This is a genomic window from Mycobacterium sp. Aquia_213, assembly GCF_026625985.1.
GTDB lineage: Bacteria > Actinomycetota > Actinomycetes > Mycobacteriales > Mycobacteriaceae > Mycobacterium.
Map to the genome: position 1 here is coordinate 3,305,608 of NZ_CP113116.1, position 11,814 is coordinate 3,317,421.

Consider the following 11,814-nt stretch of genomic DNA (forward strand, 5'->3'; position numbering starts at 1 on the left):
CCACGGTGAGCTGCGGAGTGGTGATCTCCGCATGCGCGATCGGCTCGGCCATCATGCTGGCAAGTATGGTCGCGAGGATCATCACCGATCCCTCGGCCCGCAGTCTGCGGGGTTGGCTGGGCCCGCTGTCAATCCTGTTGTTGCTGTGGATAGTTCGCACGGCGACGCACTGGCTGCAGGCGCGCCAGGGCCAGCGCGGCGCCAGCGCGGTGATCGCCGATCTCAACGGCCAGGTGCTGGCCGCGGTGACCGCCCGGCAACCCAACGAACTTGCCGCGCAGCGGGACGCGGCCGCGATCGTGGTAACCCGCGGCCTCGACGGCCTACGTCCTTATTTCACCGGCTATGTGCCCACCCTGCTGCTCGCCGCGATCCTGACGCCGGCGACCGTGGGCGTGATCGCGCTGTATGACCTGAAATCGACGGCGATCGTGGTGATCACGCTGCCGCTGATACCGATTTTCATGGTGTTGATCGGGCTCGCGACGGCCGAGCGATCGGCGGCCGCGCTGGCCGCCATGACGACGCTGCAAGGCCGGCTGCTGGACCTGATCGCCGGTATCCCCACACTGCGGGCGCTGGGCCGCGCCTCGGGCCCCGAACATCGCATTGCCGAACTCGCTGCCGCTCATCGGCGTTCGGCGATGGCGACGCTGCGCATCGCTTTCCTGTCGGCACTGGTGCTCGAATTGCTGGCCACCCTGGGTGTCGCGTTGATCGCGGTCGGCATCGGTCTGCGCCTGGTGTTCGGCGAGATGAGCCTGACCACCGGATTGACGGTGCTACTGCTGGCACCCGACGTGTACTGGCCGCTGCGCCGTATCGGCGTGGAATTCCATGCCGCTCAAGACGGTCGAACCGCGGCCGACGAGGCATTCGCACTGATCGGCGAGCCCACGGTGGCGTCGGCGCGCAACCGAACGGTAGCCGCGCGCGGCGCGGAAATCCGCCTGGAAAACCTCAGTGTCGCCGGGCGAGACGGCAATTCGCCGTGCGAGCTGACCGCGGTGATCCCGCCGGGTCGCATCACGGTGCTGACGGGCCGAAACGGCGCCGGCAAGAGCACCACACTGCAGGCAATCGCCGGGCTCGCGGTGCCGTCCTCCGGTCGGGTCCTCGTCGACGGGGTCGACGTCACCGAGTTGGAGCAGGGGGCGTGGTGGCGCCAATTGTCCTGGCTGCCGCAACGCCCGGTGCTCGTGCCCGGCACGATCCGAGACAACCTGTCCCTGCTCGGCGAGTTGGACGATGTGGAACGGGCCTGTGCTGCAGCCGGATTCGATGCGGTGCTGGCCGAGCTGCCGGATGGCCTGGACACCGAGCTAGGGCGCGACGGCGTCGGGCTGTCACTGGGACAGCGACAGCGGCTGGGCCTGGCCCGGGCGTTCGGGTCACCGGCTGCGGTGCTGCTGCTCGATGAACCCACCGCCCACCTGGACGTGCACACCGAACAGCTGGTGCTGCGGGCCATTGTCGAGCGGGCGCGCGCGGGGGCGACCGTCGTGGTCGTCGGCCATCGGCAGCCGGTCGTGGCAATCGGGGACCACGTTGTCGACGTGGTCTCGGACAGCGAGGTGCGTTGTGCGCGCGTCTGATCCGCTCCTGGCCGCGTCGAGCCTGTTGCGCCCCCGACTGCCCCGCATCCTGGCGGCCATCGCGTTGGGAGTGGCGTCGTTGGGCAGCGCGCTGGCCCTGGCCGGAGTGTCGGCGTGGCTGATCACCCGGGCCTGGCAGATGCCACCCATCCTCGACCTGTCCGTCGCGGTCGTCGCGGTGCGCCTGTTCGCGATCGCACGGGGCGTGCTGCACTACTGCGAGCGACTGGCCACTCACGACACCGCGCTGCGCGCGGCCGGCGTTGCGCGCGCGCAGATCTATCAGCGGCTGGCCGACGGGCCGGCCGCGGTGGCCGTCCGGCTGCACAGCGGTGAGCTGGTGGCGCGCGTCGGCGCCGATGTTGACGAACTGGCCGACGTACTGGTGCGCGCCCTGATCCCGATCGGCGTGGCGGCGGTGTTGGCGGTGGCGGCAACCGTCACGGTCGCGGTCATTTCGCCGGCGGCCGGCACGGTACTGGCGATCTGCCTGCTCATCACCGGTGTAGTGGCGCCCCTGCTTGCCGGCCGAGCCGCGGCCACACAGGAAGAGGTTGCCCGCCAACATCATTCCGAGCGCGATACGGCCGCGATGATCGCCCTCGAACACGCGCCCGAACTTCGGGTCGCCGGCGCGCTTCCCCGCGTCATCGCCGAGTCACGCCGTCGCCAAATCCGGTGGAGCGATGCGCTGGATGCCGCCGCCCGACCGGCCGCCCTCGCCGAGGCCATGCCGACCGCCGCGATCGGCGCCAGTGTGCTCGGCGCGGTCGTGGCCGGGATCGGGCTGGCGCCCGCGGTCGCCCCCACCACGCTGGCGGTCCTAATGTTGTTGCCGCTGTCGGCATTCGAGGCGATGACTCCCCTACCGGCGGCCGCTATTCAGTTGACGCGCTCGCGCATCGCCGCACGACGGCTACTCGATCTGGCTCCCCAAGCCCACCCGGCCGAATCCCCCACGCCGACACCGATACCGAGTGGGACTGCCCGGCTATCGGCCGACGTGCGCTCCGGCCACACACAGGCGTTCTCACACCGGTTGACGGTCGACCTCGAGCCCGGCGCGCGGCTGGCGGTCACCGGCCCCAGCGGTTCCGGAAAGACGACGTTGCTGATGACACTTGCCGGACTGATCCCGCCGTTGCGCGGCCAGGTGATGCTGAACGAAACCGACCTGAACCGATTCGACGAACATGAATTGCCTTGTGCCGTCAGTTTTTTTGCCGAGGACGCGCACATCTTTGCCACCACTGTCCGAGACAACCTCCTGGTCGCCCGCGGCGACTGCGCGGACGACGAACTGGCGGCAGCACTGGACGCGGTCGGGCTGGGTGAATGGCTCGCAGGCTTGCCCGACGGGCTGTCGACGGTGCTGACCGGCGGCGCGCACGCAGTCTCGGCGGGACAGCGCAGGCGGCTGCTGCTGGCCCGGGCGATGCTCTCCCCGGCCCGGATCGTGTTGCTCGACGAGCCCATCGAGCACCTCGACGCGGTGGACGCCGAACGGATTCTGACGGATCTGCTCGCCCCGGCGGCCGGGCTGATCAGCGCCGAGCGCACGGTTGTGGTGGCCACTCACCACATGCCCACCGCCGTTCGCTGTCCCGAACTGCAGATCGGCTAGCCGCGCAGCTCAGAGGTGGCGGCGGCGTGGCATGAATTCCAGTGTCAGCAACACGAATACCAGTGGCGCGAGCTGCGTCAGCGATATCAGCGCGTAGCGGCGGGCGTCCAGCGCATGAAACTTGTGCACGTAGCGGTACAACGACTCGAGAGCGATCAACGGGTCGAGCAGATGGATCAACCGGTAGCACACCCGCTGCAGCCGGCCGGGATTCTTGTCGTCAAAAATCTCCGGGAACGCCGCGAAGGACAGCGAAACACGTTGCGCACCAGTATCTTTACCGGCCATGATCATATCGACACTGAGCCGTTCGTCAATTCCGTTGGGCGCACCGCGACGACGCCACGGCACATCGAGGGTGATGTCGCTGCCACCGCCGGCCGTCGCGTACCGATGAAAGCCCTGAACCCGCCCGTCGGCGTCCCTGGCGATAATCAGCCGTATGCCGGGGAATCGGCCCTCCAACACGCCATCGAGGTTCATGTAGAAGCCCCGGTCGGTGTGCGCCCCGCTGGGCGACGCGCGCACCACCTCCGTCAGCTCGGCTAACAACCTGTGGTCGAGTTCCTGCTCGGCAACGATTTCCGTGGTGATGCCGGCATTGTGGGTGCGCTGCACCGCCTGCCGCAAGTTGCGAAACTTGCGGCCCACCATGTCGAAACCGGACACGTCGATGACGACATCGCGACCGATCGGCACCGCTCGCAGCGATTGTCTGATTACCGCTCGGTCGTTCCACAACGCGAGCCGGCGTTCGCTGCACCCCACGACCGCGATGCGCCAGCCGTGGGTGTGACACATCGCGGCGAAATCGGCTATCAATTCCGGGAATTGCGCCTCGTCACCGATCGGGTCCCCGCCGACGACCGCGAACCCCATCCGCGTCCGGTAGGCCAGCGCCGCGGTACCCGAGGCGCTGAAGTGGTAGCTCTTACCCGTTTGCATCGCAAACGGGGCCAGCGGGTCATCGGTGGTGGCGTTGATCAAAGCCCATGCGCAGGAAAGCTTTTCGGGTTGCGGATGCGACGACGTCGGCCACATCAGCACCAATCCCGAACCAGCGATCAGCACGTCACCAAAAGGGTCGAATCCCAACGCATGCGAGCCCAGACCAGCCAATACGAAAAGCGCGGCCATCCCCGCATGCATGGTCGTCACGGGGCGGCCCAGGAAAATGCCGCGGGCCATCAACGCCACCGCGGCCAGCACCGCCAAGGACCAGCCCAGCCGATCGGCATAATGCCATTGCGGCTGATGGCGGTGGTGGGCGAGTATCGCGACCAGCCAGCACGCGGCGCACAGCAATGCCAAGGCGCCAATGCAGCGCGCGGCAAGCGAATCGACGTGCACCACAACGCGTTCGCGCGCGCGGAGTTTGGGAAGGAGGTCTGCCGACGGGCTTTTCATGCGTCACCTCCCGATGGGCGTCGCGCTGTCCCACCGAATACCCGGCTCTTTCGACGCTACGCTCAATTGCGGCCCCGCAGAAGCGAAATCGGTCGGGCGCCGGGTAACTATTCGATAACCGTTATCGACCCGAGGGCGGAAAGTATTTCAGCACACCTTCTTGCACTACGGTGGCGACGATTTGCCCGGCGCCATCGAAGAAATGGCCGGTCCCCAGCCCGCGGGAATCCGCGGCCACCGGCGACGATGTCGAATACAGCACCCAGTCGTTGAAATCGACCTGCCGGTGAAACCACACCGAATGATTGGCCGACGCGGCAAAAATGCGATCGAAACCCCACGACAGCCCGTGGGTGGTGATGACCGAATCGAGCACCGTGGTGTCCGAGGAGTACACCATCGTCGCGGTGTGCAGCACCGGGTCGTCGGGCACCGCGCCCAACGCCTTGAGCCATACCCGGTTGTGCGGCAGCCGCTCACCCTTGTCCCGCATCACCCACGCCGGATCGTTGGTGTAGCGCCATTCGATCGGCTGCAGGGCGTTGACGAAGTGCGGGACGGTCTCCTCGTAGCCACGCAACAGCTCACTGAGCGGCGGCTGCGCGAGGGCCTCGCCCACCTGTGGCGGTTCGACGGCGTGCTCCAGGCCGCGGCCGCCGGACATGTAGGCAATCATCGCCGAGGACAACAGTTTGCCGTCCTGCACGGCGTCGATGCGGCGGTTGGCGAAGCGCCGCTCGTCGCGCAGCCGGGAGACGTGGAATTCGATGTTCTTGGTCGTGTCGCCGCCGTTGATGAAATGCACCGAGAGTGCGCTGGGCGGCAGATCCTCCCGGAGCAGGCTGCGGCTGCTCGCGACGAACGATTGCGCCATGAGCTGCCCGCCGAACGTCCGCATCGGGTTCTTGCTGGGATGCGACCCGAGGAACAGGTCGTCGCCCACGCGATTGAGGTCCAGTGCCGCCATCAATTCTTCGAAGTCTGTATTCGGCTCTCCGTCAGACTCCACGCCGGGCGGCACGGGCTCTCCTTACGCGTTAGAGGTCGTCCTCCCCGATTCGGTGGACGTGGATCAAGTTGGTCGACCCTACTGTGCCAGGTGGCGCGCCGGCGACGATCACCACCAGGTCGCCCCGCTTGTAACGGCCCAGCTCGAGCAGCGATTTGTCGGCCTGACGGATCATCTCGTCGGTGGAGTCCATGATCGGGACGATGAACGTCTCGGTGCCCCACGTCAGCGCCAGCTGGCTGCGCACCTCGGGCCAGGCGGTGAACGCGAGCAGCGGCAACGGGGTGTGCAGGCGAGCCAATCGCTTCACGGTGTCGCCGGACTGGGTGAAGGCGACCAGCGCCTTGGCGTCGAGCCGCTCGCCGATGTCGCGGGCGGCATACGAGATCACTCCGCGCTTGGTGCGCGGCACGTGGGTCAATGGCGGGGCGGCGGTGGAGTTGTCCTCGACCGCGGTCACGATGCGCGCCATCGTCCGGACCGCGGCCAGCGGGTACTTCCCCACCGACGTTTCACCGGACAACATCACCGCGTCGGCGCCGTCGAGCACGGCGTTGGCGACGTCGGAGGCCTCGGCCCGGGTCGGTCGCGAGCTTTCGATCATCGACTCGAGCATCTGGGTGGCGACGATGACGGGCTTGGCGTTCTCCCGGGCCATCTGAATGGCCCGCTTCTGCACCAAGGGGACCTCTTCCAGGGGCAGCTCGACGCCCAGGTCGCCGCGGGCCACCATGATGGCGTCGAAGGCCAGCACGACGGCTTCGAGATTGTCGATCGCTTCGGGCTTTTCCAGTTTGGCGATCACCGGCACCCGGCGTCCGACGCGATCCATCACCTCGTGAACCAGCTCGACATCCGACGGCGAGCGCACGAAGGACAGCGCGACCAGGTCGACGCCCAGGTCCAGGGCAAAGATGAGATCGTCGATGTCCTTTTCCGACAAGGGCGGTGCGGACACGTTCATCCCGGGCAACGACATGCCCTTGTTGTTGCTGACCGGGCCACCCTCGGTGACAATGCAGATCACGTCGTCGCCTTCGATGGCCTCGACGACCAGCCCGACCTTGCCGTCGTCGACCAGAACCCGGTCACCGACCACGGCGTCCTTGGACAACCTCTTGTAGGTGGTCGACACCCGGTCGTGGGTGCCTTCGCAGGCCTCGACGGTGATCCGGATCGTCTCCCCGTCGGCCCAGTAGGTGGACCCCGTGGCGAAGCGCCCGAGCCGGATCTTCGGGCCTTGCAGGTCGGCGAGCACACCCACGGCACGCCCGGTGGCGTCCGAGGCGGCACGCACCCGCTCGTACGCGGCTTTGTGGTCGGCGTAGTCGCCGTGGCTGAAGTTCATTCGGGCGACGTCCATTCCGGCCTCGACCAGGGCCAGAATCAGTTCGTCCGATTGGGTTGCAGGGCCAAGGGTGCAGACGATCTTTCCGCGTCTACTCACGCCGAACAGCTTAGTCGTGCCATCGGTTGTGGGGGTGACTCCAAGGTGGACGCGCATTGAGCCATCGGGAAATCACGACGGCGGGCGGCCATGCGATTTCGGGCCCGATTACCCACTGAGCATCGACGGAACCAGCGGAAAGCCCGGCATATTGCGCAGCACTGTCCACGCGATCGCCGCGACAGTGATGGTGATCACCGCCGGTATCGGTAGTGCGCGCCGGCCCTGCCGCCACCGCACCAGCAACCACACGGCCAGGACCGGGAGACCGGCCAGCAGAAAGACGTTGTCGTAGACGCTGGCCGTCAGGTGGCCGTGCAGCAGGTCATGTGTCATGCGAAGGCCGCCACAGAAGGGGCAGTTCCAGCCGGTGAGCCATTTGAACGGACAGTATGGGTAGGCCGAGTTCGCATTGTGCGGGTCTACGGATCCGACATAGCCGAGCGCTCCGGCCAGCAGCACGCCGGTACCGGCGGCGATGTAGCGACCGTGACGGTGACGCTGGTCTGCCGTACGGGAGTCAGAGTCAGGTTCCATCGCGCAGTGGGCGACCCTGCGGGTCGTTGACCTTGTCGGTCAGTATCAGCACGGCGTCGATGATGCTCCAGATCAATCCGATTCCGCAGGTGAGCAGACCCACGAGCAGTTGCGCGACGCCCAGTCCGATGTCACCGATGTAGAAGCGGCCGACACCGCCGATGCCGACCAGGCTGAGTAGCTGCAGCAGGCCGGCGATGGTCTTCGACTTGTCCGAATACGGCAGCCCCGACACCGGGTGACGGCCGTAGGGTGCCGCGGGGTCGTATCCGACGGCACCCGGGTACGGCTGGTATTGCGGGTATGGCGGTGGATATCCCGACGGCTGCGGTGGTGGTGCGCCTGGGTTTGGGGCATCGCTCCACGACGGTTCGGTCACCGTTTCAGCATGCCAGATGAACTGGGCGTACCCCAGCCCCGACGAAACGCTGGCTAGCGGCCCGAACGCCGGCTGCGCAGCCGCAACGGCCAGCGGCGCCGAGTCTCCGTGTCGTCCCCGGTGGTCGTTGTCTCGACTGCGGCCTTTTCAGGTGTGGGTTCTTCGGATTTCGGCTCGTCGGCCGAGGCGGACTCCGGCTCGGCTTCTTCGGCTTCTTCGGCCGCTTTTTCCGGTTCGCTGGACTCGGCCTCGGGCTCTTCCGTCTCGGGCTCCTCGGGCTCAGCCTCCGCTTCCTCGGCCCCAGCCTCTTCGACTTCGGGCTCCTCAGCTTCCGGCTCGGCGGCCTCGGGCTCCTCGGCTACTGCCTCTTCGGCTTCGGGCTCCTCAGCTACAGCCTCCTCGGCTTCCGGCTCTTCGGCTTCCGGTTCCTCCGCCTCAGCCTCGGGCTCCTCAGCTACAGCCTCCTCGGCTTCCGGCTCTTCCGCTTCGGGTTCCGCAGCCTCGGGCTCTTCTGCCTCAGCCTCAGCCTCTTCGGCTTCCGGCTCTTCGACTTCCGGTTCTTCAACCTCAGCCTCGGGCTCCTCAACTACAGCCTCTTCGACTTCCAGCACGTCGGCTTCCGGCACGTCGGCTTCAGGCGCTTCAGCTTCAGGCTCCTCGGCTTCAGGCGCTTCGGCTTCAGGCTCGTCAGCTGCTGCAGCCTCTTCGGCCGCAGGCTCCTCGACCTCCGCCGTTTCGACCGACTTCGCCGAAACCGCCGGGCCAGCGTCATCGTCCGCACTTGCCGCGGTCGCGGCCGTTGCCGCGGCAGCCGCAGCAACACTGGCGAGTTCCTCTGCCGGCTCGACTTCGGGCTCGGATTCCGCGTCGGCCACCTCGTCCTTGCCGTGCAAACTCTCGGGATCCTCGCGGCCCTTCGGTGCCAGCATGATGTAGACGACGGCACCGATGAACACGAAAGTTGATGTAAACGAGTTGATCCGGATACCGGCGATGTGCGTGGCGGTGTCGTCACGCATCAGCTCAACCCAGAAGCGCCCCACACAGTAGAGCGCGACATAAGCGCCGAAGAGCCGTCCGTGACCGATCGCGTACCGCCGATCGATGTAGATCAGTATCACGAAAACCAGGACGTTCCAGAGCAATTCATACAGAAACGTCGGCTGCACGACGACCGCGAGTTGCCCGGTCGATACGCCGTCCAGCGAATGCGGGTCGATGTATCCCGAGGGATCGCGACGATAGAAGATTTCCAGGCCCCACGGCAGCGTCGTCTCCCGGCCGTAGAGCTCCTGGTTGAAGTAGTTCCCGAGCCGACCGATGGCCTGCGCCAAGATGATTCCCGGCGCAATCGCGTCGAGGAAGGCGGGCAACGGGATTCCGCGCCGGCGGCAACCAATCCACGCTCCGAGCACGCCGAGGGCCACCGCGCCCCAGATGCCCAACCCGCCGTCCCAGATTCGGAACGCCCCGCCGAACCCCGCACCGCCCGGGCCCCAATACGTCCGCCAATCGGTGGCCAGATGATAGAGCCGGCCGCCAATCAGACCGAACGGCACCACCCACAGCGCGATGTCGTAAATCACCCCGCGCTCCCCACCGCGAGCTGCCCAGCGCCGGTCGCCAATCATCAGCGCGACCACGATCCCGGCGATGATGAACAGCGCGTACGCGCGAATCGGCAACGGCCCAAGGTGCCAGACACCTTGCGGTGGGCTAGGGAAATAGGTGGGCAACATCGTCATGACGTCGACACTCGCACACCTTCGGCCAATTCCTGGGTCAAGGCACGCAAGCTCGGCAGACCGTCGGCGAGTGCCGATACCAAGGCCGAACCGACAATCACGCCGTCGGCGTAGCCGCCGATCTGCGCGGCCTGCTCGCGCGAACGCACGCCGAGGCCCACGCCAACGGGAATGTCGGACACGGCTTTGACCCTGCTCACCAATTCGGGTGCGGCATTCGACACTGCGTCGCGTGCCCCAGTCACGCCCATCGTCGAGGCCGCATAGACGAATCCGCGCGACGCCTCGACGGTGGTCACCAGACGCTGCGGTGTCGACGAGGGCGCGACCAGAAAGATGCGATCCAGCCGATGCTCGTCGGACGCGGCCAGCCACTCGTCAGCCTCATCGGGGATCAGATCCGGAGTGATGAGCCCGTGTCCGCCGGCCGATGCCAGGTCGCGCGCGAACGCGTCAACCCCGTAGCGCAGCACCGGGTTCCAATACGTCATGACCACCGCACGACCGCCGGCCAGGCTGATCGCTTCGACGGTGGCCAACGTGTCTCGGACACGCACTCCCCCGCGCAACGCGGCCTCGGTGGCGCGGGCGATCGTCGGGCCGTCCATACCGGGATCGGAATACGGCACCCCGACTTCGATGAGGTCGCAACCCGATTCGACCAGGGCGACCATCGCGTCCACCGAGGTCCGCACGTCGGGGTAACCCGTGGGCAGGTAGCCGATCAGCGCGGCGCGGTTTTCGGCCCGGCACGCATCGAAAAGCGGCGCCAGCCTGCTCGCGTGGCTTTGCTCTACCGTCATTGCTTGTCCTGGGACTCCATCAGGCCGAACCATTTCGCGGCCGTTTCGACGTCCTTGTCGCCGCGGCCCGATAGGTTCACCACAATGACTGCGCCGCTGCCTAATTCATTGCCGAGCTGAAGGGCACCGGCGACGGCGTGCGCGGATTCGATGGCCGGGATGATGCCTTCGGTCCGGCACAGCAAGCCAAACGCATCCATCGCCTCGGCGTCGGTGATCGGCCGGTATTCGGCGCGCCCGGTCTCCCTGAGCCACGCGTGCTCCGGACCCACTCCGGGGTAATCCAAACCCGCTGAGATCGAATGAGATTCGATCGTCTGGCCGTCTTCGTCCTGCAGCAGATAGGAGAACGACCCCTGAAAGGCCCCGGGTGAACCGCCGGCGAATGTCGCCGCATGCCTGCCGGTCTCGACGCCGTCCCCGGCTGCCTCGTAGCCGACCAGCCGCACGCCGGGGTCGTCGATGAACGCGTGGAAGATTCCGATGGCGTTGGATCCGCCGCCGACGCAGGCCGTGATGGCGTCGGGCAGCCGGCCCGCCTGCGCCTGGATCTGAACGCGCGCCTCCAGCCCGATGATGCGCTGGAAATCGCGCACCATCGTCGGGAAGGGGTGGGGTCCTGCCGCGGTGCCGAAGCAGTAGTACGTGTTGTCGGCGTTGGTGACCCAATCCCGGAACGCCTCGTTGATGGCGTCCTTCAACGTCTGCGAACCCGTGTCGACCGAGACGACCTCGGCGCCCAACAGCCGCATCCGCGCCACGTTGAGCGCTTGGCGCGCGGTGTCGACCGCTCCCATGTAGATCACGCAGTCGAGGCCGAGCAACGCGCAGGCGGTGGCCGTGGCCACACCGTGCTGCCCGGCACCGGTCTCGGCGATCACCCGGGTCTTGCCCATTCTCTTGGCCAGCAACGCCTGACCGAGCACGTTGTTGATCTTGTGAGAACCGGTGTGGTTCAGGTCTTCTCGTTTGAGGAAGAGGCGTGCGGAACCGGCGTGTTCGCTCAGGCGGGTGGCCTCATAGAGCGGCGACGGCCGACCCGCGTAGTTGGCCAGCAAGTCGTCCAGCAGACCCAGAAAATCCGGGTTGACGCGTTCCTTCTCGTAGGCGGCGGTCACTTCTTCGATCACCGCCATCAGCGCCTCGGCGACGTAGCGGCCGCCGTACACACCGAAATGCCCGCCCGAGTCGGGGTCGTGTCGGGTGGGTTCGGAGATGGCCGCGCTCGAAAGCGGAAGGGCGGGGCGAGTTAAATCCACCATCACCAA

At 66.8% G+C, this 11,814-nt stretch carries 9 protein-coding genes and 1 pseudogene; 2 read left to right on the forward strand and 8 right to left on the reverse strand.

What is annotated here, in order from left to right; all coding sequences use genetic code 11:
* Positions 1 to 38 precede the first annotated feature (38 nt).
* Positions 39 to 1,595 carry a thiol reductant ABC exporter subunit CydD gene (cydD, locus tag LMQ14_RS15445; protein WP_267735531.1) on the forward strand — a complete coding sequence of 519 codons (1,557 nt, stop codon included), beginning with the start codon at positions 39 to 41 and terminating at the stop codon, positions 1,593 to 1,595.
* A pseudogene (gene cydC / locus LMQ14_RS15450) lies at positions 1,582 to 3,316 on the forward strand (thiol reductant ABC exporter subunit CydC). The gene cydD and the pseudogene cydC overlap by 14 nt, the downstream one beginning before the upstream one ends.
* Here cydC and LMQ14_RS15455 read toward each other — a convergent pair.
* The 8 genes from LMQ14_RS15455 to trpB all read right to left on the reverse strand — a co-directional run bounded on the left by LMQ14_RS15455 (position 3,229) and on the right by trpB (position 11,808).
* A complete protein-coding gene (locus LMQ14_RS15455) occupies positions 3,229 to 4,626 on the reverse strand; it encodes a bifunctional lysylphosphatidylglycerol flippase/synthetase MprF (protein WP_267730452.1) in 1,398 nt (465 codons plus the stop codon). The pseudogene cydC and the gene LMQ14_RS15455 overlap by 88 nt on opposite strands.
* A gap of 121 nt (positions 4,627 to 4,747) precedes the next feature.
* The gene (locus tag LMQ14_RS15460) at positions 4,748 to 5,593 is read right to left on the reverse strand and encodes an acyl-CoA thioesterase II (protein WP_267735532.1); all 846 of its coding nucleotides are present in this window, start codon (positions 5,591 to 5,593) and stop codon (positions 4,748 to 4,750) included.
* Positions 5,594 to 5,663: 70 nt separating this feature from the next.
* Positions 5,664 to 7,082 carry a pyruvate kinase gene (pyk, locus tag LMQ14_RS15465; RefSeq protein WP_267730453.1) on the reverse strand — a complete coding sequence of 473 codons (1,419 nt, stop codon included), beginning with the start codon at positions 7,080 to 7,082 and terminating at the stop codon, positions 5,664 to 5,666.
* Positions 7,083 to 7,190: 108 nt separating this feature from the next.
* On the reverse strand, positions 7,191 to 7,619 hold the full coding sequence (locus LMQ14_RS15470) for a DUF2752 domain-containing protein (protein ID WP_267730454.1): 429 nt from the start codon (positions 7,617 to 7,619) through the stop codon (positions 7,191 to 7,193).
* Positions 7,609 to 7,998 carry a TM2 domain-containing protein gene (locus tag LMQ14_RS15475; RefSeq protein WP_267730455.1) on the reverse strand — a complete coding sequence of 130 codons (390 nt, stop codon included), beginning with the start codon at positions 7,996 to 7,998 and terminating at the stop codon, positions 7,609 to 7,611. Before LMQ14_RS15475 ends, LMQ14_RS15470 begins: the two co-directional genes overlap by 11 nt.
* A gap of 53 nt (positions 7,999 to 8,051) precedes the next feature.
* Complete coding sequence (locus LMQ14_RS15480; RefSeq protein ID WP_267730456.1) at positions 8,052 to 9,743, reverse strand: prolipoprotein diacylglyceryl transferase; 1,692 nt, start codon at positions 9,741 to 9,743, stop codon at positions 8,052 to 8,054.
* On the reverse strand, positions 9,740 to 10,546 hold the full coding sequence (gene trpA, locus LMQ14_RS15485; RefSeq protein WP_267730457.1) for a tryptophan synthase subunit alpha: 807 nt from the start codon (positions 10,544 to 10,546) through the stop codon (positions 9,740 to 9,742). Before trpA ends, LMQ14_RS15480 begins: the two co-directional genes overlap by 4 nt.
* Entirely contained in the window at positions 10,543 to 11,808 is a 1,266-nt protein-coding gene (trpB, locus tag LMQ14_RS15490; RefSeq protein WP_420714517.1) for a tryptophan synthase subunit beta, read from the reverse strand. The genes trpA and trpB overlap by 4 nt, the downstream gene beginning before the upstream one ends.
* Between the last annotated feature and the right edge of the window lie 6 nt (positions 11,809 to 11,814).

Bases quoted from the DNA above. Each gene is read 5' to 3' on its own strand.
- LMQ14_RS15455 (WP_267730452.1), bottom strand. From the start codon at position 4,626: ATGAAAAGCCCGTCGGCAGACCTCCTTCCCAAACTCCGCGCGCGCGAA.
- LMQ14_RS15460 (WP_267735532.1), bottom strand. From the start codon at position 5,593: ATGGCGGCACTGGACCTCAATCGCGTGGGCGACGACCTGTTCCTCGGG.
- LMQ14_RS15470 (WP_267730454.1), bottom strand. From the start codon at position 7,619: ATGGAACCTGACTCTGACTCCCGTACGGCAGACCAGCGTCACCGTCAC.
- LMQ14_RS15480 (WP_267730456.1), bottom strand. From the start codon at position 9,743: ATGACGATGTTGCCCACCTATTTCCCTAGCCCACCGCAAGGTGTCTGG.
- trpA (WP_267730457.1), bottom strand. From the start codon at position 10,546: ATGACGGTAGAGCAAAGCCACGCGAGCAGGCTGGCGCCGCTTTTCGAT.
- trpB (WP_420714517.1), bottom strand. From the start codon at position 11,808: ATGGTGGATTTAACTCGCCCCGCCCTTCCGCTTTCGAGCGCGGCCATC.